This window comes from Paenibacillus agaridevorans, from assembly GCF_003112455.1.
GTDB lineage: Bacteria > Bacillota > Bacilli > Paenibacillales > Paenibacillaceae > Pristimantibacillus > Pristimantibacillus agaridevorans.
The window spans coordinates 341,698-362,793 of the sequence record NZ_BDQX01000458.1 but is presented as its reverse complement, the minus strand read 5'-3'; the positions used below and the strand labels follow the sequence as shown (position 1 = coordinate 362,793).

The 21,096-nt window shown below is 52.2% G+C and carries 22 protein-coding genes and 1 pseudogene; 14 read left to right on the top strand and 9 right to left on the bottom strand.

Translation table 11 applies throughout. From position 1 onward, the window contains the following. Positions 1–90 precede the first annotated feature (90 nt). A complete protein-coding gene (tpx, locus tag PAT3040_RS35450) occupies positions 91–609 on the bottom strand; it encodes a thiol peroxidase (RefSeq protein WP_108996297.1) in 519 nt (172 codons plus the stop codon). 106 nt (positions 610–715) lie between these two features. Here tpx and PAT3040_RS35445 point away from each other — a divergent pair, with 106 nt between their 5' ends. Together PAT3040_RS35445 and gltC are read left to right on the top strand one after the other, a co-directional pair. After that, positions 716–1,333, top strand: coding sequence for a rhomboid family intramembrane serine protease (locus tag PAT3040_RS35445; protein ID WP_108996296.1), 618 nt, complete (start codon positions 716–718; stop codon positions 1,331–1,333). Between the two features lie 46 nt (positions 1,334–1,379). Next, complete coding sequence (gltC, locus tag PAT3040_RS35440) at positions 1,380–2,288, top strand: glutamate biosynthesis transcriptional regulator GltC (protein ID WP_087567204.1); 909 nt, start codon at positions 1,380–1,382, stop codon at positions 2,286–2,288. 76 nt (positions 2,289–2,364) lie between these two features. Here gltC and PAT3040_RS35435 read toward each other — a convergent pair whose 3' ends face one another. Together PAT3040_RS35435 and PAT3040_RS35430 are read right to left on the bottom strand one after the other, a co-directional pair. After that, a complete protein-coding gene (locus PAT3040_RS35435) occupies positions 2,365–3,036 on the bottom strand; it encodes a zinc metallopeptidase (protein WP_087567203.1) in 672 nt (223 codons plus the stop codon). Positions 3,037–3,071: 35 nt separating this feature from the next. Then, on the bottom strand, positions 3,072–3,503 hold the full coding sequence (locus PAT3040_RS35430; RefSeq protein WP_087567311.1) for a MerR family transcriptional regulator: 432 nt from the start codon (positions 3,501–3,503) through the stop codon (positions 3,072–3,074). Positions 3,504–3,934: 431 nt separating this feature from the next. On the opposite strand from PAT3040_RS35430, the gene PAT3040_RS35425 reads away from it, so the two are divergent. The 3 genes from PAT3040_RS35425 (at position 3,935) to PAT3040_RS35415 (ending at position 7,163) form a co-directional block, all read left to right on the top strand. Beyond that, on the top strand, positions 3,935–5,305 hold the full coding sequence (locus PAT3040_RS35425; RefSeq protein WP_087567202.1) for an ammonium transporter: 1,371 nt from the start codon (positions 3,935–3,937) through the stop codon (positions 5,303–5,305). Between the two features lie 109 nt (positions 5,306–5,414). Beyond that, positions 5,415–6,410, top strand: coding sequence for a DUF294 nucleotidyltransferase-like domain-containing protein (locus tag PAT3040_RS35420; RefSeq protein ID WP_258235316.1), 996 nt, complete (start codon positions 5,415–5,417; stop codon positions 6,408–6,410). Positions 6,411–6,428: 18 nt separating this feature from the next. Next, positions 6,429–7,163, top strand: coding sequence for a 3'-5' exonuclease (locus tag PAT3040_RS35415; RefSeq protein ID WP_087567200.1), 735 nt, complete (start codon positions 6,429–6,431; stop codon positions 7,161–7,163). On the opposite strand, the gene PAT3040_RS35410 is transcribed toward PAT3040_RS35415, so the two are convergent. Together PAT3040_RS35410 and PAT3040_RS35405 are read right to left on the bottom strand one after the other, a co-directional pair. Then, entirely contained in the window at positions 7,149–7,595 is a 447-nt protein-coding gene (locus PAT3040_RS35410) for a M67 family metallopeptidase (RefSeq protein WP_108996294.1), read from the bottom strand. The two genes, PAT3040_RS35415 and PAT3040_RS35410, sit on opposite strands and share 15 nt — an antisense overlap. A 69-nt stretch (positions 7,596–7,664) precedes the next feature. Continuing rightward, positions 7,665–8,915, bottom strand: a complete 1,251-nt coding sequence (locus PAT3040_RS35405; RefSeq protein WP_108996293.1) for an MFS transporter — start codon at positions 8,913–8,915, stop codon at positions 7,665–7,667. Between the two features lie 149 nt (positions 8,916–9,064). Between PAT3040_RS35405 and PAT3040_RS35400 the strand changes: the two genes are divergently transcribed. Then, on the top strand, positions 9,065–9,622 hold the full coding sequence (locus tag PAT3040_RS35400; protein WP_258235315.1) for a TlpA family protein disulfide reductase: 558 nt from the start codon (positions 9,065–9,067) through the stop codon (positions 9,620–9,622). Between the two features lie 69 nt (positions 9,623–9,691). Here PAT3040_RS35400 and cimA read toward each other — a convergent pair whose 3' ends face one another. After that, positions 9,692–11,311, bottom strand: coding sequence for a citramalate synthase (cimA, locus tag PAT3040_RS35395; protein ID WP_108996292.1), 1,620 nt, complete (start codon positions 11,309–11,311; stop codon positions 9,692–9,694). 236 nt (positions 11,312–11,547) lie between these two features. Here cimA and PAT3040_RS35390 point away from each other — a divergent pair, with 236 nt between their 5' ends. From PAT3040_RS35390 to PAT3040_RS35380, 3 genes are all read left to right on the top strand, one after another. Continuing rightward, positions 11,548–12,834: a DNA polymerase IV gene (locus PAT3040_RS35390; protein WP_108996291.1), complete on the top strand. Its 1,287-nt coding sequence runs from the start codon at positions 11,548–11,550 to the stop codon at positions 12,832–12,834. A gap of 80 nt (positions 12,835–12,914) precedes the next feature. Then, complete coding sequence (locus PAT3040_RS35385) at positions 12,915–13,157, top strand: ferredoxin (protein WP_087567195.1); 243 nt, start codon at positions 12,915–12,917, stop codon at positions 13,155–13,157. Between the two features lie 125 nt (positions 13,158–13,282). Continuing rightward, the gene (locus PAT3040_RS35380) at positions 13,283–14,692 is read left to right on the top strand and encodes a L,D-transpeptidase (protein WP_219930352.1); all 1,410 of its coding nucleotides are present in this window, start codon (positions 13,283–13,285) and stop codon (positions 14,690–14,692) included. A gap of 16 nt (positions 14,693–14,708) precedes the next feature. On the opposite strand, the gene PAT3040_RS37855 is transcribed toward PAT3040_RS35380, so the two are convergent. Beyond that, complete coding sequence (locus PAT3040_RS37855) at positions 14,709–14,849, bottom strand: hypothetical protein (protein ID WP_179215439.1); 141 nt, start codon at positions 14,847–14,849, stop codon at positions 14,709–14,711. A 187-nt stretch (positions 14,850–15,036) separates the two neighbouring features. Here PAT3040_RS37855 and PAT3040_RS35375 point away from each other — a divergent pair, with 187 nt between their 5' ends. The 5 genes from PAT3040_RS35375 (at position 15,037) to PAT3040_RS35355 (ending at position 20,263) form a co-directional block, all read left to right on the top strand. Further along, entirely contained in the window at positions 15,037–16,134 is a 1,098-nt protein-coding gene (locus tag PAT3040_RS35375; RefSeq protein WP_181377022.1) for a quinone-dependent dihydroorotate dehydrogenase, read from the top strand. A gap of 17 nt (positions 16,135–16,151) precedes the next feature. Beyond that, positions 16,152–16,955, top strand: coding sequence for a GTP diphosphokinase (gene yjbM / locus PAT3040_RS35370; protein ID WP_087567193.1), 804 nt, complete (start codon positions 16,152–16,154; stop codon positions 16,953–16,955). A 111-nt stretch (positions 16,956–17,066) separates the two neighbouring features. Continuing rightward, positions 17,067–18,629 (top strand): RsmB/NOP family class I SAM-dependent RNA methyltransferase, encoded by a 1,563-nt coding sequence (locus tag PAT3040_RS35365; protein WP_108996289.1) that lies wholly within the window; start codon positions 17,067–17,069, stop codon positions 18,627–18,629. Further along, the gene (locus PAT3040_RS35360) at positions 18,630–19,421 is read left to right on the top strand and encodes a pseudouridine synthase (protein ID WP_087567191.1); all 792 of its coding nucleotides are present in this window, start codon (positions 18,630–18,632) and stop codon (positions 19,419–19,421) included. It abuts the gene before it with no gap. A gap of 35 nt (positions 19,422–19,456) precedes the next feature. Then, entirely contained in the window at positions 19,457–20,263 is an 807-nt protein-coding gene (locus tag PAT3040_RS35355) for a Cof-type HAD-IIB family hydrolase (RefSeq protein ID WP_108996288.1), read from the top strand. Between the two features lie 140 nt (positions 20,264–20,403). On the opposite strand, the gene PAT3040_RS35350 is transcribed toward PAT3040_RS35355, so the two are convergent. Together PAT3040_RS35350 and PAT3040_RS37850 are read right to left on the bottom strand one after the other, a co-directional pair. Further along, positions 20,404–20,496 (bottom strand): sporulation protein YjcZ, encoded by a 93-nt coding sequence (locus PAT3040_RS35350; RefSeq protein ID WP_108996287.1) that lies wholly within the window; start codon positions 20,494–20,496, stop codon positions 20,404–20,406. 243 nt (positions 20,497–20,739) lie between these two features. After that, positions 20,740–21,096: pseudogene (locus PAT3040_RS37850) on the bottom strand (DEAD/DEAH box helicase); the annotation flags it as partial.

The following is a 21,096-nucleotide window of genomic DNA, read 5'->3' as shown; positions in this document are numbered from 1 at the left end:
GTTTCTACTTACATTCCATCTTCTCGATGCTGAAAACCGAACTTTTTGAACTCGCATTTATTCGTGTAACTTAAAGTCGTTACTTACGTATTATACGAGAGCCTTGACCGCTTCAATCGCCGCTTCGTAATTCGGATGTTCTGTCATCTCCGGCAAATACTCGACGTATTTGACATTGTTGCTCTCGTCCAGAACGAAGATAGAACGCATATCGAGGGCAAGCTCTTTAATAAGAACGCCGTAAGCTTCTCCGAAGCTGTTGTTCTTGTAGTCCGAGAGCATGACAACCTTGTCGATGCCAGCGGCTGCGCACCAGCGCGATTGTGCGAAAGGCGTGTCTACGCTCACTGTCAATACGACGACGTTGTCGCCAAGGGCTGCGGCCGCTTCGTTAAAGCGGCGTGTCTGTGCATCGCACACACCGGTATCGATGGAAGGGACGACGCTAATCAATTTCACTTTGCCGGCATAGTCTTGAAGAGAAACAACCTCGGTAAGCGATTTGTTAAGGGAGAAGTCAGGTGCTTGATCGCCTACCGCGAGTTCGGGTCCAATCAATGTGATCGGGTTGCCTTTCAATGTGGCAACGCCTGTACGTTCTTGTGCCATGTTAACTATTCCTCCTCAGGGCTTGTAGTTGGTACGACCTTAATTATAATCGCAAAGAAACACCATTGTCCAATATTTGGCGCGTTAGACGAAAGGCGGGATGGCGATGATCTTCCTCCGTTATGAAAGCTTCCGTTCCTATCTTCGGTATTATCCCGGAACGGCTGCTTTAATCGCAATTAATTTGATCGTGTTCATTATCGCGCAGTTTTATAAGGAAATAGTAAGTTACGGCATGTTTCTAGCCGTACCTGGACTCGATTCCTTCGGATTCTTGGAGCCCTGGCGGTATATAACCTCGCAATTCCTGCACGTGGATTTCGGACATTTCTTTTTTAACATGTTCGCGCTGCTCGTATTCGCGCCGCCTCTGGAATATTTGCTCAAGACCTTCAAATATATCGTATTTTATGTGCTGTGCGGAATCGGAGGCAATCTCTTGTCCGCCCTTGTCACGAATTTGCAGCATGACCCTTACCACGCGGCGATCGGAGCATCTGGCGCGATCTACGGCGTGTATGGAGCGTTTCTGTTTATCGCGTTGCTGCGCAAATCGATGCTGGATGTATCTTCGCGCAAGACGGTATATATAATATTGGCCTTCGGCGTCATCCACTCCATCTTTGTGCCCAAAATTGATCTTTGGGGACATATAGGCGGAGCGCTTGCAGGATTTCTGTTATACGGGTTGTTGGATAACCTGAAGCAAAGACGTCGACGATAAATAACACAAATATGGTAGGGCACGGGAACGGGAGAGTATATCCAGTATGGAACTTCGACAGCTATATTACTTCGTAAAAGTAGCAAAAAAAGAACATGTCACACAGGCGGCCGAAGAGCTGCATGTGGCACAGTCGGCTGTCAGCCGCCAAATTCACCAACTGGAGGAGGAGCTTGGCGTAAAGCTCTTCGTCCAAAAAGGGCGTAATTTGCAGTTGACGCCGGTGGGACAGTTGTTTCTTAAGCGAGCGGAGGCGATATTGGCCGATCTGGAGCGCGCAGTTATAGAAATACAAGAATTTATGGATCCGGAGAAAGGGGAGGTAAGGTTAGGCTTCCCGCACAGTCTCGGTATTTCGTTAATACCGCAGGTCGTGGCATCATTCCGCAAGCAACACCCTAACGTCAAGTTCCGATTCAAGCAAGGGATGTTCCCATCCTTGATTCGAGATTTGGTTAAGGGGGAGATCGACCTCGCCTTTATCTCGCCGTTTCCCAGAGAACATGAGCAGGTTTGCGGGGAAGTATTGTTGACGGAAGAGTTATATGCCATCCTGCCGCCGGGCCACGAATTGTCGAATCGGCATTCGATCGAGCTTATCGAGCTTAAAGACGAGACCTTCGTATTGTTCAGTGAAGGGTACTCACTAAGACCAATCGTGTATGAAGCTTGTCAAGAGGCTGGATTCGAGCCTAAAATCGGCTTCGAGGGAGAAGAGACGGATACGATCAGAGGGCTTGTGGCGGCCGGTATGGGCGTTAGCCTGTTGCCTGAGATGGCGTTGTTCTATTCGGGGACTCTTCAGCCGGTCAAGGTGCGGATAAGCGCCCCATCCGTGACGAGAACAATCGGACTTATTCATCGGAAAAACGAGAAGTTGCCATTAGTGGCGAAGGTCTTTCATTCTTTCCTGCTTCGTTACTTCCTGGACTATAACGCAAAGCGTGAACAATAATTGCATAACTTCGAACCAATAAGAAGGCCGTCCCGCATATTGCGAGGACGGCCTTCTTATTGGTTGATCCATTATTTTATTCGCGGTTCTGAGTGAACATCAGAATGTAACGAATTAGCTCCAGCAGGGATAAGAGCGCGGCAGCTACATACGTAAGGGCAGCTGCATTTAATACTTTGGCCACGCCCTTCGCTTCCTCTTGGTGCACGAAACCTTCGGTTATCATCAGGCTTCTCGCGCGATTGCTGGCATTGAATTCGACCGGCAGCGTAATCAGTTGGAAAGCGACCGCGACGGAGAAGAAAATAATACCAAGTCCGATCAAGCCGAAGGCGTTAAAGATAAACCCGCCGATAAGCAGAAACGGCGCGATGCCGGATGCGAAGTTAACGATGGGAAAGATGCGGTGTCTGGCAACCAGGAACGGATAGCTGACCGAGTGCTGGATCGCATGGCCTACCTCGTGACACGCGACGGAGATGGCTGATATCGTGTTTTCGTAATAAACCGGCTCGGACAACCTTACAACTCGGTTAATGGGGTCGTAGTGGTCTGTGAGCGATCCAGGAACGGGCTCAATGGGTATATGGTGGAGGCCGTTGTTGTCCAACATTCGACGTGCGGCTTGATAGCCTGTCAGTCCGCTGGTGGCGGGCACCTGAGCCCACTTCTTGAACGTGCCCTTCACTCGGAACTGCGCCCAAATCGTAAGGGCGAAGGCTGCGATAATTAGAACCATCATAAACATCTCTTCATTCCTCCAGATTGATGTGACTTCATCCGTTACATGAGCGAGCTCTTGTTCATGAGCAACATGAGCGCTTCTATGCACGCCGCTGTCTGAGGCATGATTCGCGTATAAAATCTGCCTGCCTTTCGGGGCCCGAGCTGCTTAATGACGGGCTCCAGCTCCTTTACCTCGCGTTCCAGCCGAGAAAGGTGCTGCTGGATTTCGGTCAACTTCAGCGATATATGCTCGTCGGGCGTCACTTTGCTCCATGAGTCCAGACTCGACTTAATCTCATCTAACGTATATTTGTCTTTTTTCATCTGCTCAATACGTTCGAGGCGCTGCAAAGTTTCATCTCCGTATAGTCTGTAATTTTTTTCGGAGCGCCCCGAAGGTTCAATCAAACCGAGGGAAGTATAATAATCAATCGTTCGAGAGCTTATCTGCGCCAGTTTGGCCAATTCGCCGATACGGTACAATCTCATCTCCATCTTTACCACCGCCCTATATGATTTCAATTTCTATGATAATAGGTAAGTAACCATACAGTCAAACGTATTGCTTGAATCGTATCCCATCTTCATTGGAGTGGAGTTCATTCATCCCGTATTAATGGATCCAAATATCCCTTCATGAAGGAGGGGCGTTGCTGTTTGAATTTATCGTGCAAGTAAATCTGACATGATGAGTAGAATCGGCCTCGATTTATAAAAAGCGAATAATAGATGTCGAGATAACATATTAATAGACAAAAACCCCACCGAATCCTAACGTTCGTACCATATTCACAGTCGAATGTTAGATTTTTTTTGAAAAAATGAAAAAAGCATATTGTCAAATGACCAACTGCTGAATATAATGACAATATGTCTTTCGTGAAATGTCATGAAATATAACATCCAAAGGAGTGGTCGTATTGATTAAGAAAACTTTTCTTGCTCTAGGTTTGATGACAATTTTGTTCCCGGTAGCAGCATTTGCCGAGGATCCGTCGGGTGCAACGCTTGACATGGGACTTAACTCTCTATGGGTTATGCTGGCATTCATACTCGTACTTCTGATGCAAGGCGGATTCATTCTTCTCGAAGCAGGTTCGACCCGGATGAAGAATGCCGGTCACGTAGCGGGCAAAACGATCTTTACGGTTGGCCTTGCGGCACTTATCTACTGGGCTTTCGGTTACGGCATTGCGTTCGGCGGCGACAGCGGCCTTAGCCAATTCATCGGTTGGGGGGACTTCTTCTTCGACCCTCAACTGGCAGGCGATGCTGCAGCAGGCGATTCCTTCCCTAATGGCGTATTCTTCTTGTTCCAGCTGGCATTTGCCGCGATCTCGTTATCCATTGCATGGGGCGGCTTCGCGGAACGTGCGAAACTATCCTCTTACATTGTATTTACACTGTTTTTCGTTGGTTTGATCTACCCGATCGTTGCCCACTGGATCTGGGGCGGCGGCTGGCTGGCCGAAGACGGCGCGCAAGACTTCGCCGGTTCCACGGTCGTTCACTTGACAGGCGCCCTTGCCGCATTCGCAGCAACGGTTCTTCTGAAGCCGCGTATCGGCAAATTCAACAAAGACGGTTCCGCTAACGAAATTCTCGGTCATAACCAAGTATTTACGGCATTGTCCGTATTGCTCCTGTGGGTTGGCTGGTTCGGCTTTAACGCAGGCTCCACGGTAGCGATCGGCGACGGATTTTTTACTTATGTAGCATTCACGACGATGCTGGCTGCTGGCGCCGGCGGTGTAGCTGCACTGCTAATCTCTTGGGCCGTAACGGGCAAAGCCGACATCACGGCTATGCTAAACGGTACGCTTGCAGGTCTCGTAGCAATTACGGCATCATGTGCATTCGTCGATCCTTGGGCAGCTGTCGTTATCGGTCTGGTAGCAGGTATGCTTGTGTTCTACAGCGTGAAAATGTTCGAGAAGCTGAAAGTCGACGATCCGATCTATGCCCTGTCCGTACACGGTATGGCAGGTATTTGGGGCACGCTGGCGAACGGAATCTTTGCAACGCAAGAGCTTGCCGACAAAGTCGGCGTTGGAACAGGCGGGCTTATCGATACTGGCAGCTGGAAGCAGCTGTGGGTGCAATTCGAATCTGTAGTCGTAGTAGGCGCGTTCGTCCTTGTCGCTTCTTTCCTCGTGCTTGGCGTTATGAAGATGATCATGGGCTTCCGCGTAACGGAGGAGCAAGAAATTATCGGTCTTGACCTCAGCGAGCATGGAGCTTATGGTTATCCTGAGCAAATGAAGAAACCGGGCCAAACGTTCGAAGGTTAATGAGAGCATTAGACGGATCGAAGGGGGAGAGCGGCGCATGGGCGATCCGGCACGTTCGCAGCACTTCAAAAAGATTGGCGCCGCCGATCGAGTGGGAGGGCTACGATGCTTGCGAGATCAAATACACGAGCAGATGGAAGCCCTTCTCCCTGTAAGACCAGTCGAACAATTAAATGAACAATTAAACGAGACGCATGATGCCTTGATAACCAAGGCGATCATGCTCTCCGAAGCGGACATGGCACGGATGGGGAAAGGGTCTCCCCCCGTGCCTTACGCCTATTTATTGTTCGGCAGCGGCGGGCGGAAGGAGCAGACGTTGTCCAGCGATCAAGACAGCGGCGTGGTCTATCGGGATCCGGCGGAGAACGGAGAAGAGGTCAAAGCTTATTTTCTTGAATTATGTCAATTGATTGTAAGCAATTTGATTACCATTGGATATCCGCCTTGCGAAGGCAAGGTGTTAAGCGACAATCCGGATTGGTGCAGCTCGCTGAGCGAATGGCGAGAGCGGCTGGAAGGCTGGTTCAGGGAACCTGCCTGGGAGTCCGTCCGTTATTTGCTCATTATCGCAGACGGAAGATGCGTGTACGGTGACGAGGGCATTGCCGAGGCTCTAAAGGATATTTATTATTCCGATATGTTAAACCATCCCGTCATTATTAGGCGTATGATCGAGAACACGATGCGGCATAAGGTGCTCGTTGGCGTTTTCGGGCAATTGCTGAAGGAACGGTATGGCGAAGATGCCGGCAGTCTCGACATTAAGTATGGCGCTTATATTCCAATGGTCAATTCGATTCGAATGATGGCGATTCAAGCGAGTGTAAGGGGAACGTCGACGCTGGAGCGCATACGCAAGCTAATCGACATTGGCAAGCTGTCGCCAGCCGATGGGGAGCAATACGAGCAAGCCTTCCGTTTCATTTTGCGTTTGCGATTAATGACAACGGAACAGAAGGAAGACGGTTTGTATGCAAACAACGGCAAGCTGCATAGCAGCAAGCTGACCAAAGAGATGACGGACGAGCTCAAAAGCAGCTTGAGGATAGGCAAACGCCTGCAGCGGGCGGTATACCGTCAGGCGATGGGAAGGCTGATGTAAGGTAAGGCGGTGGTCTCAATGAAGGAACAAAAAGGCGTAGGCCGCATGTGGAGTCTATACAAAATGGGGGGTGTCACGCCTGCCATCGCGTCCATGCTTGGCTCTCAGAACGCTCAGCAAATGGCATTTATTCGCAACGCCAATCGGGAGCAGCGCAAGCAATCTTTGCTTGAAACGCCTCTGAGGGAGCTGGAAACCGTCGTTTTTGATTTGGAGACGACAGGTTTTAATCCTAATCATGGAGACGAAATTATTTCGTTCGGGGCCGTCGTCGTGAAAGGCGGAGAGCTGTGCGAGACAGAGACCTTCTACAGCCTCGTCAATCCGCGCCGAACCATACCGAGATCCATTGTGGAGCTTACGGGAATCACCAACGGGATGGTGCAGGACGCTCCGGATCTGATGACGGCGCTTCATGACTTTATGGCTTTCGTAGGCCGCAGATTGCTTGTTGCGCATGCCTCCGGCCATGACAAACAATTCCTCAACGCGGCATTATGGCGAACGTCCAAGGTGAATTTGAACCATCGGGTTCTCGATACGATGATGATTGCGAAGTGGCTGGAGCCAAACCGCGATGGTTATAGTCTGGATGAATTGCTTGCGGGCAGCTGCATTCCGATTACGGTGCGTCATCATGCGCTGGAGGATTCTCTAATGACGGCGCGATTGTGGCTTCATTATTTAGATCAAATCGTTGAGCGAAACGTATTTACGTTAGGCGATTTGTACGCCTATCTAAGCAAACACTAGCTGGGCGGGCATAAATACGCCGTCCTGATGACGATAAGGCTGTACTACCGGAGCAGAGGGATCGGTCAAGGAAATAATCCAATATTGGAAGCCGGAATGAAAATGAAAGCCTTCGCCGTCGCGATTCGATGGAATCGCTGCGGTATTTGGGTGCGAGTGGAAGAAGCCGACAAGCTGTTGTCGGTTTTTTTCCATGGAGAAACAGGCGGCTGTCCATTCCTCCGGATCGAAGTAAAAAGATTCAGAGGGATGGGGGTGAATATTGCGAATCGGCAAAATGATGTCAATGGAATGCCGCTCTTTTTCCCGGGCGAGCACGCCGCAAGCCTCATTCGGGAGGATGCTTCCGCAATAGTCGAGAAGCAGCGTGTAAGCTGCCTTGGTGATGGATGTACGAGCTTCGTTATTAGGGTACGAAAGTGAAAGCGACATGACGTCTCCTCCCGAAATTGTAGCAACTTCTTATCGATAAGTAAGTATACCGCGAAACCCAAGGTGTTGTTAAGCTTTGGATTGCCGTTTCGGAGGTTTGATTGTTAGAGCGACGGCGATCAACAGCCCCGCGCTTAAGAGGGTTAGAATGACAAACAAACCCGTAACGGATTTATCGGCCATCCAGCTAAAGAAGGGAGGCCCAATCGCTACGCCAAGAAAACGAAGGCTGTTGTATAACGAGGTCACCATGCCTCGATGCGATCGATCGACGGATCCTGTAATAAGGGTATTGAGACAAGGGAGCAGCAACCCTGTTCCAATGCTGCACAAGGTAATAAAAATGATTAAGGCGATAAAAGCCGAATGCCAGATGGAAGCGGCTGTAAGGGACAATGACATCAGGCCGATCCCGGACAGCATTAGGACCTTCATTCTGTCGCCATTTTTGCGAATTCCCTTCCCTGTCAAGTAGGCCGTAATGACAAGCCCGAGCAGCGGAATGGCCAGCAGTCCGCCTTTGGCAACGCCGTCAATCGATAGGGGAGGTTTTTCGGCCATATCCGACAGATAGAACAAAACGCCGAATAAAATAAACAAGCCGAGCGAACCGGCCAGATAGGCGGTAAACAGCCATTTTCCTTCTTTGGCATAGATCGCCTTCATTTCTTTCCAATACGTTTTGAAAGGCGTGGGTTTGCCTTCATGTTTAGGTTCATGTATCAGCCATAGAACGGCGCAAAATGATCCTGCGCAAAACAGAGGAAACGCGAAGAACGGCGCATACCATGACCATAAACCAAGCAAAGAGCCTAGAATAGGGCTGATGACTTTCCCTGCGCCGTTGGATGCTTCGATAAGTCCCAGCGCTTCGCTTTCTTCCCCGTCTTGATAAAGGTCGCCTACAAGCGCCATGGCGATCGGCGCCGTGCCTGCCGCCGCCATCCCCTGCAATGCCCGCGCTCCAATGAGAATGCCGTAGGATTCCCAAACGGCGCCGAGTCCCGCCAATATCCCGGCACCGCCATAGATCGCCAGCGCGGGCAAGATGACAGCCTTTCGGCTCATCCGATCGGAGATATATCCGATAATGGGTATGAAGAGAGCGGCTGAAACGGAGAATAAGGTAATGACAAGACTGGATTGAAACTTGCTTAGCGACATGGCTTCCGCTATATCCGGGAGAATGGGAACGAGGATGGAATTTCCCAGTACAAGTACGAGCGGTACAGTTGCGAATGCTGCATATTGCAACCACGATGACTTAGTTTCTTTGGTAGCGTTGGATGTTCGTTTTCCATGAGCCTGTGCTCGTGACATACCGTTCCTCCCGTAGTCATGAACGCATTCAGCCTTAGCAGACTGTGCTTATGACGGATTTATGGCTAATCTGCCCATTGTCTTGAGCTTCCATACCTCGCGTGGTACGATGGGAACAATGAATAGGGTTAACGGAAGGAAGGACTTGAGTGAAAAAAACAGCAGCGTGGTTTTTCACGGCTTTTTTGTTAGCAGGGCTTGGCATCTTTCAATACATGCAGCAAGGCGCCGCAGCCGCAACGGAGCTGGCATCGCCAAGCGGCTTTAAGCCCAAGGCGGGATACGAGTCCGCTGCCATTACGCTTCCGGGTATGGACGAGGCTATCCATACGATAGGCGGAGGAGCCGGAGAGAAGCTGTTATTCGTCAACTTCTGGGCTTCCTGGTGCGGTCCTTGCGTGATGGAGGCTCCCGATCTGCAGAAGCTGCATGAACAATATGGAGATGTCATGGAAATGTATGGCATCAACTCTACGAATTACGATAAGGAACGTTCGGCGAGGGAGTTCGTGGAGGAGTTTGGCCTAACGTTCCCGATGTTAATGGACCGAGAAGGCACGATTACGAAGCTGTATAAAGTTAATAATTTCCCAACGAGCTTCCTGATTGACGGCAACGGCGTCATAAGGGAACGGATTAACGGAGTTGTTACGTACGCAGAATGGGAGAGGCTCATTCTGAAGTGGTCGAAGCCGAACGCGGCATAACAAGAAAGCAGTTAGCGGAAGGCGCGAAGCCTTGAACGCTAACTGCTTTATTTGTTTCATCCTAAGCCGTTAATGATTGACGAGCCCCAGTCTCTCCACGAACTCCGATTCCGTACCGTCCCCAGTTGTCTTGGACATATGAAGCAGCGCATAACGGATGCTGTCGAGAAGCGCCTCCCAGCTGGCTTCGATCACGTTGCTGGATACGCCGACCGTACTCCAGGTATTGTCGAGTCCGGTGGATTCCACAAGCACCCGCACTTTGGCGGCCGTGGCGTCTTTCTCGTCAATGACGCGGACCTTGTAGTCGGACAAGTGAATCTGTTCGATGCGCGGGAAAAATTGCACGAGCGCTTTGCGCATGGCGTTGTCGAGAGCGTTGACGGGGCCGTTGCCCTCCGCGGCCGTCAGCACGATCTGACCTCCCACGTTGATCTTGACGATGGCTTCGCAGATCATGCTTGCGTTCGACTTCTCCATATGGATCTTAAACGATTCTACCTTGAAGATTTGGACCACGTCGGTAAAAGCGTCGCGCAAAAGAAGCTCAAGCGAGGCGTCGGCGCCTTCGAATTGATAGCCTTGATGCTCCAGATCCTTGATCTGCTCCATAATTAGTTTCGTCTTCTCGTTGTTGGAGGTGATGTCGAGTCCAAGCTCGGTCGCTTTGGAAATAATATTGCTTTGACCGGCAAGCTCCGACACGAGAATTCTCTGCTTGTTCCCCACAAGCTCGGGCTCGATATGCTCATAAGTCTTGGCATCCTTCATGATCGCGGAGACATGGATGCCGCCCTTATGGGCGAATGCCGCGTTGCCGACGAAAGCTTGACCGACCGGCATATGAACATTGGCGATCTCGCTAACGTAACGGGCCGTTCCTGTCAGCAGGCGAAGGCGGTCGTCTTGAAGGCAGGAGTAAGCCAGCTTGAGCTGCAGGTTCGGAATGATGGAGCACAGATTTGCGTTGCCGCAACGCTCGCCGTAACCGTTCATCGTGCCTTGCACCTGGCGCGCGCCAGCCTGGACGGCAGCCAGCGAATTCGCGACGGCAAGCTCGCAGTCGTTATGAGTGTGAATGCCGATCGGCGTGTTCAGCTCTTCCTTGACGCGGGAGACGATCTCATGGATCTCGTTGGGCATAGTGCCGCCGTTCGTATCGCAGAGCACGAGCCAGTCCGCTCCGCCTTCCTGCGCTTTGCGAAGCGCTGCAAGGGCATATTCCGGGTTGTTTTTGTAGCCGTCGAAAAAGTGCTCGGCGTCGTACATCGCTTCCATGCCGTGGTGTTTAAGCAGCGCAAAGGAGTCGAAGATCATCGCCAGATTTTCTTCCAGCGTCGTCTGGAGCGCCGTATGGACATGGAAATCCCAAGCCTTGCCGACCAGCGTGGCCGCCGGTACGCCGGATTCGATAATCCGGAGCAGGCTGGCGTCGTGCTCGGCGACGCTGTTCTTGCGGCGCGTGCTTCCGAACGCGGTAATCTTGGCATTGAGCTTCATCGTCTTTACGCGCTTGAAAAATTCGATATCCTTGTTGTTGCTTCCGGGATTGCCGCCTTCAATATAATGAACGCCCAAAGCGTCAAGCTTTTGTGCAATCTTCAGCTTGTCATCTGCCGATAAGCTGATCCCCTCGCCTTGCGTGCCATCGCGCAGCGTCGTGTCAAAGATGAATATTTGTGCGGACATTTCTAAATGTGCCTCCTTCACAGAGCCTCTGATGGAATCATAATACATGATTATACCACTTTATCTTCCTAAAGTAGAGAGGGAAGTTGCAATTCCGGCCTACTATCTATATAGGGAATGCGGTATCTTGGCGAACAAATGTTTGTTGTTCGGCATTGACTTGAACCTTGCCTAATTATATGCTGAGGAAACAAGCGGTACAACCTAACATTCTGCAATTGGCGGTGAACTTGTCCATGAGCGGCGTAGAAGAGCATTATCCTGCCAAAGGCAGAGTAATCATCCATCTCGATATGAATGCGTTCTATTGCTCCGTGCACGAAGCAGAAGAGCCTGACGTATATAAGAATAAAGCAACGGCGGTCTCCGGCAGCATCGAGCAGCGCAAAGGCATCATTGTCACCTGCTCGTACGCAGCCCGTGCGAAGGGCGTCAAGACGGGAATGCCGGTGCGTCAAGCCGTCAAGATGTGTCCGGATATCATCTTGATCAAGCCGGACTTCCATCTGTACCGGAAGTACTCCAGAGGATTTTTGTCGATCGCTCGCGCTTATACGCCGATGGTGGAATCCGTCTCCATCGACGAATGTTATATGGATATTACGGGCTCCAAGCTGATGGGAACCCCGCTGCAGATCGCGGAGTCGCTGCAGCGACGCATATTGACGGAGTTGGCGCTTCCATGCTCCATCGGCCTTGCCCCTAACAAGCTGCTCGCCAAAATGGCATCGGATATGAAGAAGCCGAATGGCTTGACCGTCCTCCGCATTCGCGACGTGCCTCAAGTGCTGTGGGATAAGCCATGCAATCTATTATTCGGCGTTGGAGGCAAGACGGCCGCCAAGCTTGCAAAGCTGAATATCCATACGATCGGAGAGCTGGCGGCGGCCGATGAGAGCATGCTGATCAAGCAATTCGGAACCGTCGGCGCCTGGATGAAGTCGGCCGCGCACGGCATCGATCATTCACAGGTTAATCCGCATCGGGTTCAGAATAAGTCCATCGGCCATACGACGACGCTGCCGCAGGACTTGACGAAGCGGGACGATATTTTTCGTGTGCTGCTCAATCTGGCCGATCAGACGGGGCGCAGGCTGCGCAGGCAGAAGCTTGTCGCTTCAACGGTTCAGATCACGATCCGAAGGCCTGACATGACGACCATCACGAGATCCCATACCGTTCCGGCGCCGATCCAGACGACGGAGGAAATCACGAAAGAAGCGCGAGCGCTCTATCTAAAACATTGGATCGATGGGGAGCCGATTCGCCTTCTGGGAGTTACGCTGCAGAATTTAACCCCTATCTCGGAATCCGCTCTTCAGTTGGATCTATTCAGCTTTGAGGAGCAGCCCCGCAAGGAATCGCTAACGAAGGTGATGGACGCGCTTCGGGACAAATTCGGAGAGGACGCCGTTCTGACTGCGGGCATGCTTGGCGACGATCCATCTTCCTTGATCAGAAACAAACGAATTCGAGGTACATCCTTGCAAAAAGACGATACTTTGTTATATATTGATGAGTGAAGGAACGAGCCGTACCGGCATATTTGGATAATATATAATTGGAACGGATTTATCCGTAGATTATAAAGGAGGAGAAAACCATGGCTAAGTTTACATGGGTAGAGAAAGACACATGCATCGCTTGCGGTGCTTGCGGAGCGACGGCTCCCGACATTTATGATTACGACGACGAAGGTTTGGCCGAGGTTATTTTCCAAGGCGACTCTAATAGAGGCATAACCGAAATTCCGGATGACATGTACGACGATCTGCAGGACGCTTGCGACGGATGTCCGACGGATTCTATCAAAATCGCCGACGAGCCTTTCAACGCCGAAGGCTAATCAGACAGACGTAATTCCTAAAGCTCTTCGACCATTATGGTGCGGAGGGCTTTTTTTTGCGCGAGGTTATGCCGATATATTCCAAAAGAAGAGTGGAAATCGTCGTAATCGACCAGGAGGCATGGATGATGGAACAATCAAAATTCGATAAACCCGAAGATATTATATATTTGAAGCAATTCGTCAAAAAACATCCCGACAATAAGATGGGATGGTACTTGCTTGGCAAACATTACCGCGACGCAGGGAAGGAAGGAAAAGCGAATTATTGCTTTATTCAGGCCGGAGATATCTATGACGCCTTCGAACAATCCAGTCATCCGCTAGCCGTATCGACGAATCAATTGGAAGAGCTCAAGGCATGGGAGAAGCGGAAGAAGCGCAAACGTCTTGTTCGCAACGTAACGGTCATAGCGGTACCCCTATTGCTGCTTGCGCTGCTGATTCCATCCATCGGGAATCAACAGCAAGTACCCGGCGATGATGCCGTTCCGGCTGTCGCCGACGGGAGCCCGGCGCTTGGCGTCGTACTGGTTCCTCGCAAGGAGAAAACCCCTGCCGGGTATGCATTCGGCGAAGTGATGAAGGCCGGCGGCGAATCGCCGCCGAAAGTCATAGCTGCCCATCTCGAGGAGAAGGGGGGCTGGAAGCAATGGAACGGCAATGCAAGGCTATTGATGGAGATGGAACGTGGCAGCGGACAAGCGCAATTCGAGGTGAGCATGCTGGACCGGAACGTCTGTGCATGCGATCCCGCCGATGCCAAGCCGGCAGCAAGCCGATTTGCCGAATGGAAAAAAGAGCAGGAGCAGCATTGGACGTTATCCAGCGCTATTGTGCAATATCGAAATTTGTATAAGAAGTGGCCGGAAAATCTGGATGCGCTTGTACGTCCCTACCCGCACAACGTATTGTCCGGAGAAGGAGAGGGGATGGCTGAGATGTTCCCCGAGCTGCTCGCCAAGCTGAAGTTATCGGCATCTCAAGCGGAGAATGCGAAACCTCAGACCGGCGGACAAGGCACCAAGGATGCCGCTGCTCAGATTGCAGGCGCAACGTCTATCGGCTCCAACGGCTTGTTCCAACCGGATTGGAGCAAGCCGCTGGAGATCGTAATCGATGTGTCGAACCATACGCTTGCCGTCGTGCATAACGGCTTGATCGTCCGCAGCTACAGGGTAGGACTGGGCGGTTCGAAGACGCCGGAGGGCAGCTTCTTTATCAGCGAGAAGGTGAGGGATCCCAACGGCGGAGACGGGATTTTTGGCTCGAGAGGCATGACTTTGTCCAATACGCTGTACGCTATTCATGGCACGAACGACACGGACAGCATCGGCAAGGACAAGTCGCTTGGCTGCATCCGACTGGGAGAAGCCGACGTCGAGGAGTTGTTCGACATGGTGCCGCTCGGGACGCCGGTGCAAATTAAAAACGGGACGCTTCCACCCGATGCCAAGGCGCCGCAGGAACGATTCCGGCTTGCGCCCAAGCAGGACGAAAGCAATCCCGCGAAGGTATATCGATGGCTGACATAACGTAGTCGTCAGCAGCTTAGGAGAAGACGATAAGAAGGACGGATACGGCTACGATTACGAAGCCGACGATGGAGCCGATCCAGACCAGCGCCTTCTTGTTCACTTCTTCCTTAGGTTTAACCTTCATTGTAGCCGGTTTGCGTTTAGGTGCGCTCATGGGAATCAACCTTTCTAATAATAATCGCATTCACACTTATATGCTTGTATTGTAATCGTTTTCCGCGGATGCCGCAATACAAGGAGATGGACGGAGCCTCGGGCACATGGTGCAAGGCTCTTTTCTTTTTGATTCAAAACGGATAAACTGTCTGATAGAGCACATACTGCGGAACGGAGTGAACTTCTTGCTTTATTCATCTCTTCTTAAACCGATTTTCTTTAAAATGGACCCTGAGAAGGCGCATCACCTGGTCATCGACGGCATGGCCGCATGCGGCAAAGTACCCGGTCTCGGAGCGCTTATGAACGCGATGTACGGCGTACCTGACATTCCCGAGCTGCGAACGAAGGTACTCGGCATTTCTTTCCCTCATCCCGTGGGGCTGGCCGCCGGGCTGGACAAGAACGGAGTCGCCGCGGACGGCTTCTCCAGCATCGGTCTCGGCTTCGCCGAGGTGGGGACGGTAACTCCGAAGGGGCAGGCGGGTAATCCCCAGCCAAGACTGTTCCGGTTGCCTCCAGACGAAGCGCTGATCAATCGGATGGGCTTCAACAATCACGGAGCGGACGCAATGGCGGCATCGCTCGCGCGCCGCAAGATTAACCGAATTCCGATCGCGGTCAATATCGGCAAAAACAAGGATACGCCGAACGAGCTGGCCCACGAGGATTATCAAGCCTGTATTCGCACGCTGTACGATTTTGGCGACTTCTTCGTCGTAAATATCAGCTCGCCGAACACGCAGGGCTTGAGGGACCTGCAGCATGGCGATGAGCTAAAGAAGCTCTTGGACGCCGTTATGACGGAGATGGACGCGCAGGCGAGGAAACGCGGCAAGGAAACGAAGAAAGTGCTGGTCAAGATCGCGCCGGATATGTCGGACGATCAGCTCTCCCATACGGTGGCGACGATCATGGACAGCCGGGTATCGGGCATCATCGCCACGAATACGACATTGTCGCGCGATGGCTTGTCTCACGCCCATGCGGGAGAAACTGGCGGCTTGAGCGGAAGGCCGCTCACAAGGCGCTCCACCGAGGTTATCGCGGCCGTATATCGACAGACAGGCGGAAGATTGCCGATTATCGGTTCTGGCGGAATCTTTACGGCGCAAGACGCATACGATAAAATTCGCGCGGGAGCTTCGCTTGTAGAGATCTATACGGCATTAATATATAAAGGACCAGGAATGCAGCGCGAGCTGACAAGCGGGCTTGTCGAATGCTTGCGCAAGGATGGCTACCGCAACATTGCCGAAGCAGTAGGCGCAGATCATCGTTAGAAACAGGAGGCGGCCGGATGGACGGTAGAGACTGGAGTCTTTTTCTACAGCCTTATGAACAAGCGGTTGAGGAATTAAAGGTTAAATTCAAGACGATGCGCGTAGAGCTCAAAATTAGAGAAGCCTACGCGCCAATAGAATTCGTAACAGGAAGAGTAAAACGGATCTCCAGCATTCTGGAGAAGGCTCGGCGGCTTGGCGTAGCGCCGGATCGGCTGGAGGATGGGATCGAGGACATCGCGGGCATTCGGATCATGTGCCAGTTCGTGGACGACATCCATCGGGTGGCAGCGCTGATCCGGACTCGCAAGGATCTGGAGCTTGTATACGAAAAAGATTACATTACGAACTACAAGGACAGCGGATACCGAAGCTACCATATTATCGTCAAGTACCCTGTGCAGACCGCACTGGGCTTCAAACACGTATTAGCGGAGATTCAAATCCGCACGCTTGCGATGAATTTTTGGGCTACGATCGAGCATTCGCTTAATTATAAATTTAAGGAAAGTCTGCCCGAGGATGTGCGGAACCGGCTCAAGAAGGCGGCCGAAGCGGCCTTCTTGCTGGACACCGAGATGACAAGCATCCGCGAGGAGATTCTTGACGCGCAGACGGAGTTCGAAGAGCAGTCCAATGCGGTATCCCGCGTGCTGAACGGAATACAGGATTTGTATTTCTACCATCGCGTAAGAGAAGCGGCGCAGTTCCAGATCAAGTTCAACGAATTATTTGAACAGCAGGACTATCATGCGCTGCATACCCTGTCGATCGAAATAGGAGCGGCCATCGCGAAGGCCAAAAAAAACAATCAATCTTAAGCGGCGGAGCTACTCCGCCGAGCGAATAACCTCCAGCTCGCCGGCATGGCGTTGCTCGGAGGTTATTCTATCCGGGAAGCGGCAGCCTTAAAGCAGCGGGAGGAAACATTAATGAAGGTGGATCTGCCGACACGGTTTATCGACAAAATGAAGCAATTGTTAGGCGAGGAATTCGATGAGTTCATGGCTTCGTACGAAGCGCCGAGAGCGTTCGGCCTGCGTCTAAATCCACTCAAAGTAACGAAAGAGGAATGGCGGGAGCTTAATTATCTACAAAATCCGGATCGTCGTATCCCTTGGACGGAGAACGGCTTCTATTACAAGGAAGAGGAGCGACCCGGCAAACATCCTTTTTACCATGCGGGGTTGTATTATATTCAAGAGCCGAGCGCGATGCTTCCCGCCGAGCTGTTGGACGTAAAGCCGGGACATCGGGTGCTCGATCTGTGCGCGGCTCCGGGTGGCAAGTCGACCCAGATTGCCGGGATGCTCAAAGGGAGCGGCATTTTGGTAGCGAATGACAACGCAAGCGAGAGAACGAAGGCGCTGGCCAAAAATATCGAGCTCGCAGGCATCAGAAACGCAATCGTTCTAAACGAAGAACCGGCAGCCATCGCCAAATCGTTTCCGGAATGGTTTCATCGCATATTGGTGGATGCGCCTTGCTCCGGCGAAGGAATGTTCCGCAAGGCTGATTCTATGGTAGGCGATTGGGAGAAACATTCCGTGCAGAAGTGCAGCGCCATGCAGCGCGATATTATGAACCACGCCGCGAAGATGCTGGCGCCAGGCGGCTTGCTATTGTATTCGACCTGCACTTTCTCGCCGGAAGAGAACGAGTCGCAGATTGCTTCCTTTCTGGAAGAACATCCCGACTTCGTTGTGGAGCCGATTAAGCATGAATGCGGACTACGAGCCGGCCGTCCGGATTGGGTCGATGAAGCGACTGCAGCAAGCGCGGGGCCAACCATCGTAAGCTCCTTGAGCGGGACCGCGCGGTTATGGCCGCATGTAATCGAAGGCGAAGGGCATTATGCCGCGTTGCTCCGTAAAAAGTGGGGGAGCGGGGCGACGGAGATCGAATTAGAGCGTCCAAAGGTTTCGACGACCGCGATTGCAGCAGCTGCGACTCCTGCCCTTGCCGGCAAGATGAAAGAGCAGCGCCTACGTAAAGACGGGAAGGGCAAAGGAGCAAAATCGGGAAGCTCGGCTTCCGATCAAACTCCGGTCGAGCTGTGGGAGGCGTTTTGCAAGCAGCAGCTCATACTCCGGGAGGGGGATTGGGGCAGCGTTCCATTCTCCTACGGAGAGCGTCTCTATATGCAGCCAGCGGGCGTGCCTTCTCTGGACGGGCTTAAGGTTGTCCGTGCAGGCTGGTACGTTGGAGAAGTCAAATGGAACCGCTTTGTGCCGTCTCAGGCGCTGGCGATGGGGCTTCATAGGGATGAAGCGTCTCTGGTATTGGAATTGGATGGCCTGGACAGAGATGAAGTTATCCGTTACTTGCGAGGCGAGACGTTATTCGTGGCAGAAGATCGCATCATCAACGGGGCAGGCGATAAGAAGATAAAAGGTTTCGTACTGGTATGCCTGGCGGGTAGACCGATCGGTTGGGGCAAATATGAGAACGGCGTGCTCAAAAATGAGCTGTCGCCGGGATGGAGGCGAACATAAATGGGAGATAAGCTGAGACTGGACAAGCTCCTCTCCAACATGGGATACGGTTCGCGGAGCGAGATCAAAAAGGCGGTCAAGGCAGGCAAGGTGGCAGTGGACGGCGTCATAGCAAAGGACAGCGGCCTTATCGTCGACGTATCGTTGCAGGAAGTGACTTGCGAAGGGGAGCGCGTCGAGTATCGCAGCGTTATCTATCTCATGCTGAACAAGCCGGCCGGCGTCGTCTCGGCGACGGAAGACAAACGGGACAAGACGGTCATCGACCTGCTCCGTCCGGAGGATACGCGGCTTGCTCCTTTCCCGGTCGGCCGGTTGGACAAGGATACGGTAGGTCTGCTGCTGCTGACAAACGACGGCGTGCTCGCGCATGAGCTGCTGTCGCCCCGCAAGCATGTCGACAAGACGTACGAAGCGCTGGTAGCCGGTAAAGTGGACGAAGACGATGTCAATCGCTTTGCCTCCGGCGTAACGTTAGATGATGGATACGAGACGATGCCTGCCGAGCTTGTCATCGCGAGCGTCTACGAGACAGGGGTAGACGGGGAAGGACGGTCAGGAGGTTCGGAGTTCCGATCGCTTATTACATTGACGATTCGCGAAGGGAAATTCCACCAGGTTAAAAGAATGTTCCAAGCCGTAGGCAAAACCGTTCTGACGCTTAAGAGACTATCCATGGGGCCTCTCACGCTTGACGAATCGCTGCCAGAGGGCGCTTATAGAGAGCTCACGGACGAAGAAGTAGAAGGGTTGAAGGCGCATCGCGGAAGCGAACGCACGTCTCGGCTATAGAGTTCGACAATCGAGAGAGACAGGATGGTGGAGACATGCAACGCAAATTTGATTTGATCGCGCTGGACGTTGACGGTACGCTGCTTACGGACGAACATCTTTTGCCCGAGAGGGTGAAGGAAGCGGTAAGAGAATGCGCTCGGCAGGGCGCAGAGATCGTGCTTTGTACGGGCAGAGGGCCGATGGGCGCATTTCCCGTGCTGGAGGAGCTTGGTCTCAACGGCACTTTAATTACGCATAACGGGGCCGCAATCGTGGAGTTCGAGGATCGGTCCATTACTTTCCAGTTCGACATTGACGGGGAGCTGCTGGAGCCTTATTTGGCTTATTGCCGGGAAAAAGGGATTCATTTTGATTTGAATACGGCTTATGACATGTTAGTAGAGAGCGTTTCTGAGGCTGCGGAGGCGATGTATTTGCAGCATAAGACTGTTCCGACGGTGCTTCCGGCTGGAGGAGAACTTCCGGAAGGGCTGGTGAAGCTGTCCGTATTCGGGTCGAAGGAAGAGATCGACATGGTGCAAGGGGATTGGGAGCGGGATGAACCCGGACTTCAGCTTATCCGCAGCGGCGATCTGTTTATCGACATCCAGCATCCCGAGGCTAGCAAAGGCAGCGCTTTGCGCAGACTGGCAGAGCAAAAGAATATCCCTTCGGAACGGATTCTCGCGATTGGCAATTATTTTAACGATATTTCGATGCTGACTTTCGCGGGACTGGGGATTGCTATGGATAATTCCCCGGAAGGCGTCAAGGAGGCAGCCGATGTTGTCGTTGGGACTAATAATGACGGCAGCGTGGCAAGTGCGCTTAGAGAATACGTAATCAATCCTCAGCATTAACGGGTTAGAATCAAGAATCGCTTATAAGAAACGGCGGAGCGGGATTAAAGTCCCGAACTCCGCCGTTTTTTGCTCATATCAGGCATCAAGAACTCCGTCCGTTAGAACGGAGCTTTAAGCGTTATAGATGCAAGTGCTTCTTAATACCAGAATACCTGCGATATGATGACCAGAAGGATGAACAGAACAAGGACTGTACCTACCGACGAGTAGCCTCCATGCACACCAGACATTTTGTTGCCTCCTAAAAAAGGGATTACCGAAGAAGGACGAGTTTGTTCAAATAGAGGAGAGTATCGCATACTCCTCTATTTCTCAGAATGAAAGTTGCCGTCGCCAGAGGACGATGCAGCCATTTCATCTTGGGAGGTGGGAATCTCCAACATTCGGCTTACAGTATTGTATGAATTACCCCTAAAAAGGATTGGACGACAGTCTAGTCGGTTCGGAAATGGGCTACACGCGCGGAAACGCAATTATCTGCCTCGTCCTCCAGGTTTGCCGGAGCGGCCGCCCGGGCCCCCAGGAGACTTTACTCCGCGCGATCCGCCGCGTCCGCCCGTACCGCCGGATGGGCGGCCTACGCCGCGTCTGGACGAATCCGCTCCTTGTCCGCTCCTGGCGGACAAAGCGGTATTACGTTTGCCGCCGCGCTCTCCGCCAGCCTTGCCTCGTCCGCCGGCATTTCTGCCGCTGTCATTGCGACCGCCGCGCTCATTGTTGCCGCCTCTGCCCGATACGCGCTTATCACTGCTGTCTCGTCCTGCTTCCCAAGGGTTGGAGCTGAATTCGTCAGTCGAACCCGCAACAGCCGCCCGCCCGCTTCCCGAGCG